The following is an 18,644-nucleotide window of genomic DNA, read 5'->3' on the forward strand; positions in this document are numbered from 1 at the left end:
CTTCCCTTCCAGGGCCGGTACGGATGACATGGAGTGCGGTGGGAGACTGGAGGCCTCGTCTGTCCGCATCATGAGTGGGGGAGTTCGTGTGCCCCGGGTGCGCTCGGGACGAGCTGCCCGCCTGTGAGGCCGTTGGCCACGAGCTGCGCTGTCTGCTCGGCGAACTCCTCGGCTCGGCGGGCCTGTTCGCGGAGGGCGGCGACATGCCGGAACGCCTCTCCGTACCGCCTCTGTTCCTCGAGCGGCAGCAGGGGGACGCGCAGCCGGCCTGGGCTGAGGTGCAGGGTGGAGCTGCCGGTGGAGGCGCCGGCCAGGTTGGCTTCCGAGCCGAGGAAGCCGTGGAGGAACCAGGAGTCGAGTCGCGCCGGGTCGGGCCGGAAGAGGTGAATGTTCGGGCCGAGCAGCACGCCCGCCTCCTCCTCGCCCGCGACCCGCGCAACGGGGCCCCGGCCGCCGATCAGGCCACGGACCAGCACGTCGCCGACGGCGATCTCCGGTACCTGCTCGGTGAGGTGTGCGTCGATCCTCCCGGTAGGTCTGCTTCCGCGGGCGATGTCGCCACCGGTGAGGGCAGGTCGGGTTGCCCCGCCTCCTGTCCCCGGACCGCCTTCGCCGTCCGCCTGCCTCGGTGCCGCGGAGGGTGTCCGCAGAACCTTCAGCGCGCCGCCCCGGGCCAGGTCGGACACCGTGGCGGATCGCCACTGCCGGGCCGAGGCGCCCGCCGCGTCCCATAGCTCCGTGGCTGCCAGCGAGGCGACCGACCGCGTTGCTCCGGTCAGTGCCTCCTGGGCCGTGACAGCCTGGTCGGCCAGTTCCCGCGGGTCCATGTCGGCCTGGGACGCACGCACCTGGCGGCCAGGGGTCACGTCGACGACCTCGTCGAGCAGGTCGACCACGCTCACTGCTCGTGCCACACCGGCTCTCGGTTCGAACGCGTTCGGGTCCTCGGTGTAGGTCTTCCACGCGGAGAGGATCTGCTCGGTCACTCGCGTCCAGTCCACCGCACCGGAACGGCTTCCGCCTCGGCCTGGAGCCGTGGGTTCGCCCGTGGTGTCGACGAAGAGCACCGTCTGGTATGTCGGCCAAGCCGGCTTCGGCCGCTGCAGTACCCATACCTGCAGGCCGATGTGGAGCGGAATCGCTGCCCCCGGCGGCAGGGCTGCCACCGCTCGCAGCGCGCCGCTGCGGATCAGCTCGGCGCGGATGCGGCGGCCGGAGGAGCGGGATGCCGTGGCCGGCGGTAGAAGAAGCACGGCGTGGCCGCCCGGCTCGAGGTGGGCCAGCGCGTGCTGGACCCAGGCGAGTTCGGATTCGGCGCGGGGCGGGAAACCGTACGCCCAGCGCGGGTCGTAGGCCAGTTCGTCGTGGCCCCAGTCACGGTCGCCGTATGGCGGGTTGCACAGCACGGCGTCGACGGCGAGGTCCGGGAAGGCATCGGCCCGCAGGCTGTCACCCGTGCGTACGGTGACGGCGGCGTCCTCGTCGGCCGTCAGGGTCAGGTCGACCGCAGTGCGTCGCGCCTGGACGGGAAGGCTGTCCTGGCCGTACAGCTCGCGTGCGCCGAGCGCGGCGGCGGCTGACAACAGGGTGCCGCTGCCGCAGGCGGGATCCAGAACCCGGGCCGGAGAGCCTGGTGCCAGGCGGGCCAGCAGGTCAGCGAGCGGGGCCGGAGTCCGGTAGGCCCCACTGACGGCACTGTCCTCCAGCTCCCTGTCCGCGAGTACGTCCAGCGCCATCTGTGCGCCCTCATCGCGGACACAGAGCAGCAGGGCTCGCAGCACCGGGGCGTCGGCAACGGTGAACTGGACGGGTTCAGTGCCCGGCACCACATCCACGACCTCGGCCGCCGCGTCGTTCGCCTGCCTCACCAGATCGGTATCGGACAGCGCGTTCAGATCGGTGAGGACGTCGGTGGGGCGGCGGGCTGCTGTCATGACCATCAGGAGCAGATCGGACGTGCCGGCGCCGGCACGCTCCCGGAGGCGCAGGGTGGTGCGCAGCTCCCCGCTGGGCGTGGCCGCCGTGCGCTGTCCGCGTGAGGCGAGCCATGCGCGGATCTTCTCCAGGTCGTACAGCGGGCTGCTGTCCGTACCGCCAGTGGGCGCGGGGAAGTCCTCGTGTCGACGGCGCCAGTTGCTGACGGTGGCGCGCGTGACTCCCGCGATGCGGGAGATCTCGGCGGCTGTCACCTGGGCGGATGGTGCTGGTGGCTGCGACATGGGTGTGGTCCTGGCTCCGATCGTCGGCTTGGTTGCACCATACAGCACAAGTCAACTTCAGAAACGTGTTAGACGATGCTTTCACGTCTGTGCTTTCATGTAATCGCTTCCGATGGCGAGTGGCACCTCCCAGCGTGAAGCGCGCCTTCCCTGCCCACTGCGATGCCCCTGGGTGCCTGCCCACGGGACTGTGCCCGTCGTGTCCCATGCGGCACGCGGGGTGGCGGGATGGCTGACGCGTGGTCTTTACGCAATGCATGCGCCTCACCCACCCTGGAGCGATCAGTGGTCGGGTCCTGCCGGGCGCGGAGGGGGACGAATGTCGAAGGGCACATCGGGGGAGTACTGGTCGGCACCTGCGCTGCCCAGCATCTTCAAGCACACCTTGCTCAGCCGCTACATACCCCGGTTCGGAGGGATGACCGCCTCGAAGAGCGGTGGCGAGGTCGTCTATCTGGACGGGTATGCCGGCGAGGGCCGCTACGAGAACGGAACCGCGGGATCGGCCGAACTCGTTCTCAAGATCGCAGCCGACCATCAGGCGAAGAACCTCGTCCGCTGGACCTGCTTCTTCGCGGAGAAGTCCGCGACGTCCTTCTCCCATCTGGAGTCCGTCGTCGCCGAGTACCGCAGGCAGGGCGTCGACGCCCGCGCCTTCCACGGTGACGTGACTGGACTCATGGACGAGGTGCTGGCCGCCGCCGCAGGCCGTCCGCTGTTCCTGTTCCTGGACCCGTGCGGGCTCGCCCTGCCGTTCGACACCCTCGTCGACGTCCTCGCCAGGCGCCGCAAGGAGACCTGGCCGCCGACCGAGCTGCTGCTGAACTTCAGCATGATGGCGGTGCGCCGGATCGGGGGGAACTCCCACTCCGCGAAGGGGAATGAGCGGACCAACGAGCGCCTGGACGAGGTGTGCGGCGGACGCTGGTGGCGGGACTTCTTCGCCGACGGTTACACCAGGGATGCCGACGACAAGGTGGCCGCCGAGTACAGCAGGCGCCTCGGCGAACGGACGGGCATGAGTACGGTCTCGGTGCCGGTCACCAGCGCACCGGGCCGGAAGGCCGTCTACAACCTGGTGTTCGGGACGCGCAGCAACCACGGCCTGTGGGCCTTCGGTGATGCACACGCCCGGGCCCGGGACACGTGGTGGGAGGGGCTCGAACTGACGGAGGAGGCCGAGGACAGCGCGCTGTTCGCGATGGCGACCCTGCAGCGTCCCGATCCTGACCACGTCCGGGCCGAGGCTGTGCCGGCCATGGCCGCGAACCTCGACGAACTGCTGCGGGCCGGTCGTCCGTTCAAGCTGGTCGACCACACGCTGGAGGTGTTCGGGGAGCACTACGGCCAGGTGCCCGAGACCATCGCCCGCCAGGCGGTCAAGCACTTGCACGGAGCGGGGGGAACGCCCAGTGACGGTAAGGGATCCCCGGTCCACAAGCTGGAGGTGCGCCCGCCGGTCAGACCGTGACAGGCAAGGGCATCTGATCCCAGGTCCGTCCGTCCAGCAACCGCCCGCCGGCCTTGGGAGTGCGGCCTCCCCACTGCTTGAAGAAGAACGCCACGTTCTCCTCCTGGCAGGCGTCGCGCACCTGCCTGGCCCAGGACGCGTCCATCGGCCGGTGCCCGGGGCCCGACTCGCCGCCGGCAATCACCCACTGGATGCCGTCCAGGTCGAGCCCCTCCAGCGGGCCGAGCAGCGGCTCGCACGACAGGAACCGCACCGCCGCCGGGACACCGCGGAGGTCGTCGACGCGGTCGAGTTCGGCCGAGCTCTCCACGGACACGCCCATCCACACGTTCTCCGGCCACTCGAGCCGGTCGGCGACGCGCTGAAGCCGCCTCGCCCGTTTGGTCAGCACCTGGTAGGTGTGCTGGGGGGTGTCCGCCATCACCGCGAAGACCCGGCGCACGAAGTCGAGTGGCACCTTCGCGTGGAACAAGTCCGACATCGAGTTCACGAACACCGTCCGCGGGCTCTTCCAGCCGTACGGCACCGTCAGGGCGTCCCGGTGGAGCGTGAGAGCGAAACCCGGCCCGGACGTGCGGGGGTCACCGTCCGCCTGGTACTTCGCCGCGCCCATCGCCTTCAACCGCCGTGCCAGCGCGAGGGCGTAGCAGTTGTCACATCCGGATGAGACCCGGTCGCACCCGGTGGTGGGGTTCCAGGTCGCCTCCGTCCATTCGATGGCGCTGCGATCGCTCACCAGTGGCCTCCTGTTGGGCCACCACGTCTGACTGAGGCCCTTTCGACTATTGCTTCTCAACCTAGCGGAATCAAAGCTGACTTGAGTGTGCGGCCCCAGACAGTCACTCCCGTGCTCGCGTGATCGAACAGTGTGTTCGTACGCCGGAGTGCTCCAGAAGCGGGTCAGATGCACTGGGCGCAGCACCTGGTTCGGAGCCCGGCAGCGCTGACGGAAGCAGCCATGGCTCACCTGCAGTGATCGTGTGACGGCGACCGCTCTGCCGGGCTTGCTCAAGCTTCGGCCGACGGCAGGCATAGCTCACGCTGCCACGGGGTCACCGCTGCCAACCCCAGTGTGCTCGGACAGCCGCTGCCCGATTCAGCGCGGTCGATGGCCCGTGTCAGTGTGAGAGCGGTCTCGTCGGCCGAGTTCTCGAGAATGCGGCTGTGAGCGATCGTGGTGCTCCATAGCCAGCCTCGAACGCTACGGACCTAAATACTCCCCTTGTCCGTCCTTGCACCAGCACTGCTGATAGAACCGACCGCGCTGCGCGAAGAGCACGGTGATGCCATTCCAAGGCTGGCTGTCCAGCGGGGCGCTTGGCGGCAGAGTGTGCGGGGCGGTGCGCGAGGCGCATCAGAACCATCTGGAGACGACACGCCCAAGGCGACGCACCGCTCGGAAGATCACCATCCGTAGGCCGTGGGTAAGGGACCATGATCGGCTCGCAAAAGCCGGACCTGCGGGCCGGCCGGCGCCGTCGACGCGGCGGCTGTCGGCATCACGCGGTGATGCTTGCTGAAAGGTCGACAGATCTCGGTCACCGGGAGTAGCTATGGCGGGGTGGACAGCCTGGGGGCCATTTTGGGACCGCGCGGGATGGGCTCATGAACGCTGATGGGCGAAAACGGACGCTTGTGTGCAAAAGTAAATACTGAGCTACCGTCCGCAGCCTGAAACGCAACTCACGCTGGTGGGTCCTCAACTCGCCTATGCCTTAGGGCAGTAGAGTGATGGAGAAACCGAGACCTTGAGGACTCGAATGTCGACAATAGTTGAACCACTTGACTGGGGATCAAGGGGTCGCAGGTTCAAATCCTGTCGTCCCGACGTATGTGACCAGCGGGTCTGTCAGAAATGACGGACCCGCTGTTCTCGTTTGAGTGAATGGTGATGGCAGGCCTGTGGTCCCGTGACGCGCCGCCGGCTATGAGGTGTTCGAGAGGACTGGCGACTCGCCGCTGGGGATGGCGGATGGTGGCGAGGCGTCGTTCAGGGCCTGGCGCAGTGCGGTGACCGCATCGCGGGTGGCGTGCGGGAGCAGGGGCCCGTAGATGTTGACCGTGGTCGACAGCGTCGAGTGCCCCAGCGTCTTCGATCCGACGACCGGCGGGACTTCTGAGTCGATCAGGATGCGGGCGGGCGTAGCGGTGCGCCGTCCGATTGGCAGAACACGAGTCCTTCGAAGGAGGCGCTATCCGGCAGACTTGCCCGCGTGGCCGCAGCACACCGCTCCAGCGAGACGATGACTCGGGTGGACAAGGTGGAGGTGGTTTTTGATTACGGCGGTGAGATTCCACCACACCAGCAGCACCTCGACGGCGTCCGCCGACGCAGCATGGCGTTGGAGCTGCCATCACTCCGCCACCACCCGCCACCGTGCGCTGCTGGTCGAATTTCAGCAGCCACCCGCTGGGAGGTCTCACGTCAGCGCTTCCGGGGGATAGGCAGGGGCTCATGGCGGTGCCAGATTAGTGAACGATCTTCGCGGCGAAGTTCCGCGGATCCCCATTCCAGGCGGACCACGCCGTCAGTCAGCGAGCAGGCGTAGGCGACGAGAACAAGCTTGGTGTCCGGCGAGAGGCGGGCGAGATCCGCATGAGGCTCGTCCTCATCCGGCAGTTCGATGTCGAGATCCAGCTCTCCCTGACGTGGGTCGGGGCCGTGCCTGCGGATGAGGTCAGCGCGAAGCCCTGACGCGCTGCGGAGTCTGGCAGCAGTCACGGGCACGTCCTTCTTCGCGTACCGGTAGGGGTAGATGACATGGCCGGCGATCACTGCGACGGTCCGCGCCTGGAGCCGCACCAGCTCAACGCCGGGGAGCTGAGAGAGGCCGGCCGATAGTTCCTCGTACTGTGCGGCGTAGAGCCCGTGTCCGTACGCTTCGAGCGTCTGCGTGTGGACGCCTTCGTGGCCGCCTTGGGCGCGTTCGTGGGCCCGGACAAGGCATGCGGGCACGATTGCCGTGACCTCGGCCGCGAGGGAGCCGAAGACCGTACGTGCCCACGGACTGGCGGAGTGTGCGTCCGACATGAGAATCCCCCGATCGATCGTCCTATGACCAACTCAGGGTCTGACAGTCCGCTGAACGACACGGTGGATCAAGGGCGCATCGGGGGATCTCAGGGTGCACGGAGCAGGTAGTGCTGCCTGGTGAGGCGGAGGATCGTCGGGAGGAGTTTGGGACCACCCTGTGTAGGGCGGCGACGCCAGGCCGATCTTCAGTGTGGAGGGCTGAGGCTGAGGTCGTGTCGGTGTCCCGGAATACGCTGGGCGGCCATGGACTGGCTGGAGCGGGTGGCGAAGCTGCGGCGGTGGACGAACAACGATGTTCGGGCGCCGCACAAACCGTTGTTGCTGTTGTACGCGCTGGGCAGCTTCCAGCGCGATGCTGATGGTGAACTGAGGTACAGCGCTGTCGAGGAGGAGCTGAAGCGGCTGCTCGAAGAGTACGGGCCGTCCCATCCGACGACCCCTGCGTACCCGTTCCATCATCTGGTCAGTGACGGTGTCTGGGAGGTCAGGACCGACCATGGGCTCGGGAGCCCTGGAAGCGGGGTGCGGGTCCTCCGCTCCAGCGGCGCGACCGGAAGGCTCGCGCCCGAGTTGCGAACGGCTCTGTGGAAGGAGCCGGCCCTCCTGGGCCGTCTGGCGCGGGTGATCCTGGACTTCCACTTCCCGCCGTCGCTGCACACAGACCTGTGCGAGGCCGTTGGTCTCGACCTGGACCTGGTCGAGACCGAGGGCGTGACCGGCACCCTGGGCGGAGCAGAGCGGGCGGCGCGACGGCAGCGGGACAAGCGGATGCGTGAACTCGTCCTGACCGCCTACGAGTTCCAGTGTGCCTTCTGTGGTTACGGCGGGATGCTGGGAGCGAGCACGGTGGGCCTGGAAGCAGCTCACGTGCGCTGGTGGTCCTACGACGGGCCGGATGAGGTCGACAACGGTCTGTGCCTGTGCTCCCTGCACCACAAGCTCTTCGACAAGGGCGTCCTGGGCCTGGGCGCGGGGCACCGCATACTCGTCTCGCAGCGCTTCGTCGGACGCAGCGAGGCCAGCAGGCAGCATGTGCTCGCGTTGGCCGGGCGGCCGGTCATCGGCCCGCAGGCAGGGATTCCATCGGTCGCCGGGCGACACCGGGAGTGGCACGCCGAACAGGTCTTCCGCGGTACGCCCCGAGCGGCTCTGGGTCCGGCTCCTGTCGGCTGAGAGCGGGCCGTCCGATCGCCGACCCATCAGCGGTGGTCATGTGCCGTCCGACTCCAGCCTGCACGGCTGTCCCCGACCGTGCAGACTGGTTCGTCGCGATTGCCTCACGTGTGATCAGTGAGTGGCAATCGGCCGCGGTCGTGCGCTGCTTCGATCCGGCCCGTCTGCTGCCCGTTGACCAGGTCCCGCAACTTGGCGCGGGTCTCCGGGTCCGTCGAGTACACGACTGTGCCGATCATTCCTCGCGTCAGCAGCACCTTGTAGGTGTTGCGGATCAGGCGGTCGATGTCGGCATCGGTGGTGGACTTGCGGAAGACGGGGTCCTTCGACGCCGTCCGGTCGGTGATCCACCGGTCGGTCCGCCAGACGAGGTCCGGCCCGAGGATGACGCCGCTCCAGTCGTACTCGAAGCCCTGGGCCGTGTACACGCAGCCGACCTGGCCGAAGCCGGCCGGGTCGGTGGCCCAGAGTGCGGCGGGAGGGGCGCTGGCGATAGAGCGGTCGCCGTAGACGTTCCACGGCCGGGCCCAGTCACCGATGTGCACGTCGAGGGGGAGCGGCTCTCCGGGAGCGACCTTCGTGGTCCACTTCCAGCAGTAGCCGGCCGACATGCGGGCGCCGTATCCCTCCGCACGCCGGGCGTCGAGGAAGGCCTCCAGCTCCTGGGGGCTGTCGGCCACCTCCAGGGCGACCTTGCCGTCGGGCTCCCAATCGACGGGGCCGCCGGGTTCGAGGTCCAGGAGGCGTACCACCCAGTGCAGGTAGGCGTCGCTGCCGCCGCAGCGGAACTGGCTGTCCAGTTCGACCACTTGGCAGTCCAGGCCCTTCACGGCGGCGGCGGCCCGGATCTGGGCCACGGTGCCCATCTCGCCCGGCCGGACGACCTGGTGCTCGTCCAGCAGGAACACGGGCACTCGGGCGGCGTCGATCAGCTCCTCGATCTGGGGCTTGCCGGTGCGCTGGGCGGCCCGGGTGTAGCGGTTCGCCGACGTCTCCCGGATCCGGTGGGCCTCGTCGCAGATCAGCACGTCCAGCCCGTTGCGCTCGGCGGTCATGAAGCTGTTGAAGTACTTGAACAGGTCTTGGACCGCACGTTTCCGTGCGCCGGCGACCCGACGCATGGTGGTGGTGAACGAGCTGGACCCGGTCGCGTGCAGAGCCGTGACGCCACGCCGGTACAGATCGCCGAGGAGGGACAGCGCGATGACGCTCTTCCCGGTGCCGGGGCCGCCCGTGATGACGACGACCTCCTTGTGGTCGGACCGCTGCGCCTGACGGACCGCGCGCAGTACCAGCTCGTAGGCGACCTTCTGCTCGTCCAGCAGGACGAACTGCTCGCGCTCGCGGACCTCTTCGGCGGCGACCGCCATCAGCTGCTTGGACGGGGCCACCTTGCCCGCGAGCAACTGATCCGCCGCCTCCGCGCCGGAGGCCGGCTTCAGCTTCGAACGGAGGTACTGCACGAACTCCCCGCGGCGCTCGGCGGTGAAGAGCCGGCCGCGCTCGTCCTGCGGCACCTCGTAGAGGCCCTGGACGCCGAACTCCGTCGCGTTGTGGAGGAAGGCCACGCCGGACAGCCGCTCGGGATGAGCGGCGAGCGCACCGTTGAAGGAGATCAGGTAGTCGCAGTAGCCGCGGACCTGCTCGATCGGGTTCAGCACCGGTCGGGTGTACGCGTCGACCCGGCAGAGCAGCGGCTCGCCGTCCTCCGGAAGCGCGCTGCTCCACTGCTTGAGCTCGACCACCACGTACGACGGTGCGCCCGTGCCCGGGTGGACGCCGGCGAGTATGACGTCCGCGCGCTTGCTGTTGAGCGGAAGCGAGTACTCGAGGAGCACCTCCACCATGCCGAGCCCGGCGTCCAGCAGAGCATTGGTCAGGACCGGGATGCTCCGTTCCCACGAACGCACCTCGGACGGGCTGGGCTTGTGGCCGTGCTTGTGGACGAACTGGTCGATGAGGCGCACGAACAGTGATCCGGCCAGGCTCTCGGCGGCGACCGCGGACGCGGAGTCGCGGAACAGCAAGGAATGCTCCCAGGCAGCACGAAGTGACTCGTGCGGGTGGGGGCATGTCCCTGGAGGGAAGCCCGGCGGGCCGCGCTGATGACAGGGCCAAACCTACAACGGAGAGCCTGAGCTCGTACCCGAACACCTGAGCCTTCGCCAACGCGGGTTCAAATCGTGTCATCCCGCGTTGCTTTCGCAGGGCGTAGGCCGTTCTGCTGTGTGTGGGAACGGCCTTTTTGATACACCGTGAGCTGGTGGGTTTGCGTTGGCCTCTCGGCTGGCCGGCTGGCCGGCTGGGGGGTGATGGGTGCGGCGGAGGGGGCGGCTCCCGGGCCCGCTCGACGCGGGGGGCGGGGTGGGGTGGGGGAGGGGAGGGGAGGGGGCGGTTAGGACCAGCCGTTGTCGGCGATGACGCGGGGGGTGGCCGAATCGGCGTCGGTGTGGCTGATAAAGAGCGCGAGCGCAGCAGTGAGGGTGGAGACCACGAGGGCGATGCGCACGGAGAGCGACTGCATGGGGGTGATCCTGTTCTGGGTGATCTGGTGAAATGCGGACCGAGCTGTTCCGGTCGCCTTCTCTCGTGATCAGCTTGCCGTGCTCCCGGAGGCCGGGGGAGGGGCTCTGACCTGCGGTATACGCGCCTGTTGTAAACACGAAGCCATGGTCCGCGACTTCCACCGCGTCATCGGCGTCGAGGCCCGGCGCCAGATCCTGGAGCGCACCGGGCGCCTGCCCGACGCCGTCGCGGCCTGCGTCGGCGGCGGCTCCAACGCCATCGGCCTCTTCCACGCCTTCGTCCCGGACGCCGGCGTCCGCCTGGTCGGCTTCGAGCCCGCCGGACACGGCGTCGAGACCGGCGAGCACGCGGCCACCGTGACCGCCGGCGAGCTCTGCGTCCTGCACGGCTCCCGCTCCTACGTCCTCCAGGACGAGGAGGGCCAGATCACCGAGCCGTACTCGATCTCGGCCGGCCTGGACTACCCCGGCATCGGCCCCGAGCGCTCTTACCTCAAGGACAGCGGCCGCGGCGAGTACCGCGCCGTCACGGACGACGCCGCGATGCAAGCCCTGCGCCTGCTCTCCCGCACCGAGGGCATCATCCCGGCCATCGAGAGCGCCCACGCGCTGGCCGGCGCCCTCGACCTGGGCAGGGAACTGGGGCCGGACGGCCTCATCGTGGTCAACCTGTCCGGACGCGGCGACAAGGAGATGGACACGGCCGCGCGCTACTTCGGCCTGTACGAGGGCACCGCAGAGGGCACGACCAAGTGAGCACCGAGCACACCGGGAACCCGGAGCCGCTGAGCGCCACCCTCGCGAAGGCCCGCGCCGAGGACCGGGCGGCCCTGGTCGCCTACCTCCCGGCTGGCTTCCCGACCGTGGACGGCGCCATCGACGCGGTCAAGGCCGTCCTGGCGGGCGGCGCCGACGTCGTCGAGGCCGGCCTGCCGCACAGCGACCCCATCCTGGACGGCGCGGTCATCCAGACCGCCGACGACATCGCCCTGCGCGGCGGCGTGAAGATCGCCGACGTGCTGCGCACCGTGCGCGAGGCGTACGAGGCGTACGAGGCGACCGGCGCGCCGGTCCTGGTCATGACCTACTGGAACCCCGTCGACCGCTACGGCGTCGAGCGCTTCACCACCGAACTGGCGGCGGCGGGCGGCGCGGGCTGCATCCTGCCCGACCTGCCGGTCCAGGAGTCCGCGCTGCGGCGCGAGCACGCGGCCAGGCACAACCTGGCGACCGTCTTCGTCGTCGCCCCCAGCAGCCGGGACGCCCGCCTGGCCACCATCACGGCCGCCGGCTGCGGATTCCTCTACGCGGCCTCGCTCATGGGCGTCACCGGCACCCCGCACGTCGGTCGGCGACCAGGCCCAGGATCTCGTCCGCCGCACCCGCACCACGACCGACCTGCCCGCCTGCGTCGGCCTCGGCGTCTCCACCGCCGAACAGGCCCGCGAGGTCGCCGGCTTCGCCGACGGCGTGATCGTCGGCTCGGCCTTCGTCAAGCTCCTCCTCGACGCCCCGGACCTCCCGGCCGGCCTGACCGCCGTCCAGTCCCTGGCCGCCGCCCTCGCCGCAGGCGTGCGGCGAGCCTGACGGGGTGATCGGGGGCGTGGAGCGTTGGGACGTCGAGCGTCGGCCCCTGGACGCCCGGAAGCGCTCGGCGTCATCACTGGTCTCGATTCGTGTGACGCCTGTTGTCGAGGTCTTCGCAAATCGATAACGAGGATCTCGAAGTTGCACGCGGGATTGTCGAGTTCGTGATATGGGCGAGAGGGTCTGGCCGGTGTGAATCGGGCAGTATGTGCGGGAGGGTGTCGTCCGTGCGAATGTCTCAGGCGTTTCGACGGCTTCGATTCCCCAATGGTCGGGCAAATCGGACTGGTCGTGACAAAGCGCATGGGTCGATGTGAGTGCTGGCCCGGTCGGTTTCGGCCCCCGGTTCACCCGGTCGGGCGTTTTCTTGTGTGCCCCATGGGGTCCGGTTATCGTGTGCACCCCGGGCTCCGGTGTCGACCGATGGGTTGATCGCGGAGTCGGGGGTCTGCCGTGTCGATGAATTAGCGCTGTTGTTCGACATTTGATGGGGCGGTCGGGACGGTCGCGAATCAAGCCGCCGTTCCCCGTCGAAATTGTCGCGGCAATGTCAATCGGAGGGGTGTCGTGTCCATGCCTGCCTCGGGGTCGTACGAAAACGATGTGGTCGCCGTCGTGGAAGAACTCTCGCGCCGTGTGCTCGATGTCTATCGGGTCGATCCGGGCCATGTGCGGGAACACGCGAACAACGAGCGTCGCATCACGCAGGGCGGCTACGGCGAGCGCCAGCTGTACGAGCTGGTGCAGAACGGTGCGGACGAGAACCTGGAGTGGGAGGCCGATGGCGACACGAAGATCCATGTGTTGTTGACGGAGACGCATCTCTATTGCGCGAACACCGGCGCCCCTATGACGCCGGAGGGTGCCGACACGATCCTGCGCATGGCTGTGTCGAGGAAGCGGACGGGGAAGATCGGGCGCTTCGGCGTGGGGGTCAAGTCCGTCCTGAGCGTCTCGGATACGCCTCGCTTCTACAGTCGCACAGGATCTTTCGGATTTGACAAGAAATGGTCGGGGCTGAGGATCCGGGAAATCGTCCCGGAGCTCACGGATTTCGACCCTACTCCCGTTCTCCGAATGGCGCAGCCTCTCGACCTGGCGGTGGATCGAAAGTTCGACGGGTATCTCGATGAGCTCATGGGATGGGCATCGACCGTGGTGGTGCTTCCCCTGAACGAAGGCGCACGCGAAAGGCTTGCGCGGGACATTGTGAACTTCCCCGCGCACTTCATGCTCTTCTCGGCACACCTCGATCGATTGGTGTTGGAGGACAAACGCCCCGGGCATGGGCTCAGGAGGGAGTTGACGCAGCGGGTCGACCCGGGTGACCATCGATTGGTCGAGCGCTTCAACGACGACCTGCGTCCCGGTGAGCGATGGTCCGTATTCAGCTGGGACCACAGTCCGAGTGAGGAAGCCGCTGCTGCTGCCGGCGAGCTTCACGACCGCCCGGTCATCACCATATCCTGGGCCGTTCCTGCAAAGGGGCACCCGCTGCGTGCGAAGCGTGGTAATTTCTGGGCGTACTTCCCTACGCACTACGACACGACCCTAACGGGAATTCTGAACGCGCCGTGGCGTACGCCGGAGGACCGTCAGAATCTCACCAAGAGCGTGTTCAACGAGGAATTGGTCCGGAAGGCTGCCGAACTTGTCGTCACCTCGATTCCGAAGTTGATCGAGTCGACGGATCCGGGGTCGTACCTCACTCTCCTGACCGCACGAGGCCGTGAGGCGTCCCAGTGGGGCGATGCCCTGTTGAGCGACTCTGTGCTGGCGGTTGCTGCCCGCCTCCCGTCCCTGCCGGATCAAGAAGGCCTGTTGCAGCTCCCGCTCGAACTGAAGCTCCATCCGGAAGGTCTCGACCCGGACTGGTTGCACATGTGGTCCGACCATCCCGGGCGTCCCCGGAACTGGTGCCACCACAGCGTCGAGAGCCGTGACCGGCGCTCTCGTGCGAGGGACATCCTCCAGGCTGCCGGCGGCGCGGTGTCCTCGCTGCGCGAATGGTTGGAGGCCCTCGTCGAGGACCGGTCCGTCGAAGGGGCGAAGCGGGCCCTGGTGATCGCGGCTGCCATCACCGAGGCCGGCAACGCGGCGCAGGCCACCGAAGCTCGTTCGGCGAGGATCCTCCTCACCGAACGAGGAGACTTCCGATCCGCAGCCGACGGGACGGTGTACCGGCGACACGGCGGCACCCGCCTGCCCTACGAGAGCACCGTGTATCTGCACCCGTCGATCGCCGAGGCTCCTGATCTGACGGAAGTGCTCGGGCAGCTCGGCATTCAGGAAGCGAACCCGGCAGGGCGCCTGAGGGCAGCGGCGAGCGCGGGCTTCACCCGCTACCGCAACGCCGACTGGGAGGACTTCTGGCAGCTGGTCCGCACGGTGGATCCAGGCTCCGCCGCCGGGATCCTCAGGGAGATCCTGCCGGACCCGCTCAGGCTGTTGAAAGTACGCACAGCCTCCGGGGTCTACCGCTTCGTTCATCAGACGTTGCTTGCGGGGCCGGTCATCCCGGCGGACGGGCAGCGTGACCGGACGGTATTGATCGACCCCGCCTTCCACGCCGGTGACGTCGACCTGTTGCGCGAGCTGGGCGCGGTCGACCGTCCCGCGGCGAACACGGCGCCCTATGGTGCGGCCTGCTACGTCGAGTACAGCAAGGTCATGTACCACCAGTACTGCGCGTCCCTGCCCGCGGACACCACCCGCCCCCGCTCCTCGTCGGTCAGCCTCATGGGTACGTACCCGCCCGGTCCAATCGACCTGCTCCGGGAACTGTCACGGGAGGGGAAGGCGGCGTTCGCCCAGGAGCTGCCGCCGGAAGGTAACACGGCGGACTGGTCCTGTGCGCGCACCAACGGCGTAGGCAGCCGGTTGAGCGTCGACTCTCCGCTGATCTGGATCCTTCGCCAGGAGGGCTGGTTGGCGACCACACTGTCCCACCGCCGGCCCGGCGCCTGTGTAAGCCCCGAACTCGACGTCGACGGCGCGTTCCTGCCGAAGGCCGACATACCGGTCCGGTACGCCCGCGCGCTAGGCCTTCCCGCGAGGACGACGGACGTGCCGCGGGCGCTCTGGGACGAGCTCGTCGAGCGGATCGACACCGCGACGGATTCCCGGTTCGTCGGAGCCGCCTACACCTTCCTGCTGCGGTCCGCGCCCGTGGGTGTGGTGGACAGCGCCAACCATGCGTTCCGATGCAGTGCCGGGGACGATGCGGCGAAGAGCAACGATGTCGCCGTCACTGCGGACCGTGAACAGTACGACGTGCTCCTGCGCGAACGGGTGCCCGCTCTTCTCGTGCCCACAGAGGAGGACGCCGCGTTCCTGATCGACCGGCACCGCTTCCGACTCCCCTCGGACCTGCTGATCGAGGAGATCCACGCGGTGCTCTCGGAGGCCCCGGTCCCGCTCACCGACCTGTTCCCGCGTCTTCGCCAGGTGTTGCCCCGCGGTACCGCATGGAAGCTGGCGCACTGCTCCGACCTGGTCAAGATCGTGCGGGGGCGGCCTGAAGGGCGGCGTGAGGAGCCACTGACCGAGGCCCTCGACGGGTACACCGTCCTGCTCGCGGAGGAACAGGACGAGGAGGCGACCCTTCGGGCCATCGACCGTCTGGTGGGGCTGCGTCTGGGCGTCGAGGGCTGTCGGGATCTGCTGCGTCTGCAAGTCAAGGATCGCGAAAGCGAACGCTTCCTGCGCGTGCGCCAGGAGGCCGACCAGGCGAAGAAGTTGCTCCTCGCCCTTGGGGAGAAGCGGCTCCTCGAAGAGCTCCCCCCGGGACTCGCCTTGGCGGACGCCGAGATCGGGGGCACCCCCACGACCGGGCTCCGGGCCGCACAACTGCTCATCGCGGCGCACGGCGAGGACGTCCTGCGCGTTCTGTCGTCGGCTTTGACCGACGTCGGTTTCCAGGTGCCGTACTCCTGGACCGGTGGTGCGACTGCACAGCGGTTCGTCAGTGCCTACGGGTTTCCCGAGGGCTGGGCCGGTGACCCCGAGACGCCTGTTTCGCCCGCGCCTTACGAGACGGTTCCCGGCCCTCGGCGGCCGTTCGCCCTGCACGGGTACCAGGAAGCCCTGGTGGACCGGATGTACGCGCACCTTGCTCAGCACGAAGAGAAGCGCGCCATGCTGCAGGTTCCGACAGGATCCGGGAAGACCCGGATCGCGGCCGAGGCCACAGTCCGGGCGATCCGCGACGGCCTGTTGAAGGGTCCGGTGCTGTGGATCGCCCAGAGCCAGGAGTTGGCCGAGCAGGCCATCGAGACCTGGGCCTACGTGTGGCAGAGCGAGGGTTCCGCGCAGTCGCTGCGCGTCACCCGCATGTGGGGTGGTCTCCCGGCGGCCGTTCCCGTCGCCGACGGGCCGCAGGTCGTCGTGGCGATCGACGACACAGCCGTGAAGCGGTTGCCGCAGGACAACTACGCCTGGCTGCGTGACTGCTCGCTGGTCATCGTCGACGAGGCCCACTTCGCCGTACCCCGTACCTACACCCGGATCTTCGATGCCCTCGGCATCGATCAGCGCCGGACCTCGCGACACCTCGTGGGCCTGACCGCTACTGCCTTCCGTGGTGACAACACGGAGGAGACGAAGGCCCTGGCATCGCGGTTCGGGCACAAGCGCCTCGACAAGGGTGTGTTCGCGGACGACGATCCCTACGCGCACCTGCAGTCGCTCCGTGTGCTGGCCAAGGTCGAGCACGAGGAACTGCTCGGTTCTTCCTGTGTCCTGGACGAGCTCCAAGTGCGTGAGATGGAGCGCACTCACGCGATGGCGCTGCCGGCAGACGTCGTTCGGAGGCTGGCGCAGGACGTGGAGCGGACGCGCCGCATCGTGGACCGGATCGAACAGCTCCCGGCGAACTGGCCGGTCCTGGTCTTCGCCACCTCGGTCGAACACGCGCAGGTGCTGGCCGCGTTGCTCCAGGACCGGGGCATCACCGCCGCCTCGATCGACGGTCAAACTCCTCCGAGCACGCGCCGCAGGCGCATCGCGGCCTTCCGGGGCGGCGGTATCCGGGTCCTCACCAACTTCAAGGTGCTGACTCAGGGATTCGACGCTCCCGCGGTGCGTGCCGTGGTGGTCGCCCGTCCGACCTTCAGCCCGAACACCTATATCCAGATGATCGGTCGTGGTCTGCGAGGCGAGCTCAATGGCGGGAAGGCCTCCTGCCTGATCCTCAACGTTGCCGACAACATCGAGAACTTCGGTCGGGGGTTGGCCTACACTCGCATGGAGCACCTGTGGCAGGCGTGACAGCGACGATCACGAAGACAGGGGCACGGCGGCCACCGCACTGGTCGAGAACGAGAGCACCGCGCCCGAATCGCTGGACGACAAGCTCCGTGCCGTCACCGAGGAAGCTCGCTGCGCCCACGACTGTCCGAGAGCGAGCGGCCGGCATCCGTGGCCACCCTGCCCGACCACATGTCGTGCGCATCCGCACCATCGACGTGTGTGGGTGGGAGATGCGATCATCGGTGGCTCAGGGCGTCAGCCTTCGCCGAGTTCCCGACGAGTGCAGATGGTGATCATGGAAGAGTCCCGTCGCGAACGCCTGACCTCCCTCGCCGTGTGCGCCGGGGCGGGCGGGCTCGCGCTCGGTTTGGAGCAGGCCGGGTTCGATCCCGTGCTGCTGCTGGACAACCGTCCGGTGGCCTGCGAGACGTTGAGGCTGAACCGCCCGGAGTGGCACGTCCTGGAGGCCGATCTCCTCGACTTCGTTCCGGAGGAGCACCAGGAGGTCTACGACGTGGACCTCGTGGCGGCCGGTCTGCCCCGGGTGAAGGCCAGTGCGGCGGTGGGGCGCGAGGACAGCGACGCGGAATTCCGCCTGCTCGAAGCGACGGTCATGCTCCTGCACGGTGTGCAGCCGCGTGCCCTGCTCATCGAGAACGTCTCCGAGCTGGCCGTCAAGCCCGAGTACGAACCCATCCGCTCCCAGGTCGAGGTCGAGCTCCGACACCTCGGATACACGTACGACTGGTTCGTCGTCAACGCGAAGTGGCACGGCGTGCCCCAGGACCGCAAGCAGGGGATCCTGGTGGCATTGAAGGACGACGGCATGCATGACTTCGTGCCGCCGGCACCGAACGGTGAGCCGCCGTTGACGGTGGGGGAGGCGTTGGGCGACTCGATGGCGGCCCGCGGATGGCCGCATGCCGAGGCTTGGGCCGAGCAGGCCCGGGAGATCGCCCCGACCCTGGTCGGAGGTTCCTGGAACCGCGGTGGGCCGGATCTGGGCCCGACCGGATCGAAGCGCTCGTGGGCCCGCATGAGGGTGAACGGAGGGACCGTCGCCGACCGGGTCCCCGGACCCGAGGACGGCTGGGACCCTTCGCCGGACGGCACGGACATGGTGAAGCTGACGGTCGAACAGGCGGCCCGGCTTCAGGGCTTCCCCGACGACTGGGCCTTCGCCGGTGGGAAGACGGTCCGCTATCGGCAAGTGGGGCACGCGTCGCCGCCCCCGGTGGCCCGGGCTCTCGGGCTCGCAATCCGGGCGGCGTTGGGCCTGCCCGCACCTGCATAGCGGGACCGGCGGTGACCCGAGTCGCGGTGTGACGGTGACGCCCGCGGCGGGGCGGCACACAAGGGTGCCGTCCGCCGCGGGCGTCACTGCT

Annotated in this window: 9 protein-coding genes and 2 pseudogenes; 6 read left to right on the forward strand and 5 right to left on the reverse strand. The window is 68.4% G+C overall.

What is annotated here, in order from left to right:
* Positions 1–68: 68 nt before the first annotated feature.
* Positions 69–2,189: an N-6 DNA methylase gene (locus ACFVSN_RS09165; protein ID WP_387954246.1), complete on the reverse strand. Its 2,121-nt coding sequence runs from the start codon at positions 2,187–2,189 to the stop codon at positions 69–71.
* A gap of 349 nt (positions 2,190–2,538) precedes the next feature.
* On the opposite strand from ACFVSN_RS09165, the gene tcmP reads away from it, so the two are divergent.
* The gene (tcmP, locus tag ACFVSN_RS09170) at positions 2,539–3,690 is read left to right on the forward strand and encodes a three-Cys-motif partner protein TcmP (protein WP_387595655.1); all 1,152 of its coding nucleotides are present in this window, start codon (positions 2,539–2,541) and stop codon (positions 3,688–3,690) included.
* On the opposite strand, the gene ACFVSN_RS09175 is transcribed toward tcmP, so the two are convergent.
* Together ACFVSN_RS09175 and ACFVSN_RS09180 are read right to left on the reverse strand one after the other, a co-directional pair.
* Entirely contained in the window at positions 3,680–4,426 is a 747-nt protein-coding gene (locus ACFVSN_RS09175; protein WP_387954248.1) for a DUF5131 family protein, read from the reverse strand. The two genes, tcmP and ACFVSN_RS09175, sit on opposite strands and share 11 nt — an antisense overlap.
* Before the next feature lie 1,689 nt (positions 4,427–6,115).
* Positions 6,116–6,721, reverse strand: coding sequence for a hypothetical protein (locus tag ACFVSN_RS09180; RefSeq protein WP_387595661.1), 606 nt, complete (start codon positions 6,719–6,721; stop codon positions 6,116–6,118).
* 246 nt (positions 6,722–6,967) lie between these two features.
* On the opposite strand from ACFVSN_RS09180, the gene ACFVSN_RS09185 reads away from it, so the two are divergent.
* Positions 6,968–7,897 (forward strand): phosphorothioated DNA-binding restriction endonuclease, encoded by a 930-nt coding sequence (locus ACFVSN_RS09185; RefSeq protein ID WP_387595664.1) that lies wholly within the window; start codon positions 6,968–6,970, stop codon positions 7,895–7,897.
* A 104-nt stretch (positions 7,898–8,001) separates the two neighbouring features.
* Here ACFVSN_RS09185 and ACFVSN_RS09190 read toward each other — a convergent pair whose 3' ends face one another.
* Entirely contained in the window at positions 8,002–9,924 is a 1,923-nt protein-coding gene (locus ACFVSN_RS09190) for a DNA/RNA helicase domain-containing protein (RefSeq protein ID WP_387954250.1), read from the reverse strand.
* Between the two features lie 368 nt (positions 9,925–10,292).
* The gene (locus ACFVSN_RS09195; RefSeq protein WP_380446279.1) at positions 10,293–10,421 is read right to left on the reverse strand and encodes a hypothetical protein; all 129 of its coding nucleotides are present in this window, start codon (positions 10,419–10,421) and stop codon (positions 10,293–10,295) included.
* 142 nt (positions 10,422–10,563) lie between these two features.
* Between ACFVSN_RS09195 and ACFVSN_RS09200 the strand changes: the two are divergent.
* The 4 genes and pseudogenes from ACFVSN_RS09200 to ACFVSN_RS09215 form a co-directional block, all read left to right on the forward strand.
* Positions 10,564–11,178: pseudogene (locus ACFVSN_RS09200) on the forward strand (pyridoxal-phosphate dependent enzyme); the annotation flags it as partial.
* Positions 11,175–12,009, forward strand: a pseudogene (trpA, locus tag ACFVSN_RS09205) (tryptophan synthase subunit alpha). The pseudogenes ACFVSN_RS09200 and trpA, both read left to right, overlap by 4 nt.
* Before the next feature lie 573 nt (positions 12,010–12,582).
* Positions 12,583–17,277 (forward strand): sacsin N-terminal ATP-binding-like domain-containing protein, encoded by a 4,695-nt coding sequence (locus ACFVSN_RS09210; protein ID WP_387954678.1) that lies wholly within the window; start codon positions 12,583–12,585, stop codon positions 17,275–17,277.
* 268 nt (positions 17,278–17,545) lie between these two features.
* Positions 17,546–18,553, forward strand: coding sequence for a DNA cytosine methyltransferase (locus ACFVSN_RS09215; RefSeq protein WP_387954680.1), 1,008 nt, complete (start codon positions 17,546–17,548; stop codon positions 18,551–18,553).
* Positions 18,554–18,644 lie beyond the last annotated feature (91 nt).

Source organism: Kitasatospora sp. NPDC057904 (assembly GCF_042887925.1).
Taxonomy (GTDB): domain Bacteria; phylum Actinomycetota; class Actinomycetes; order Streptomycetales; family Streptomycetaceae; genus Kitasatospora.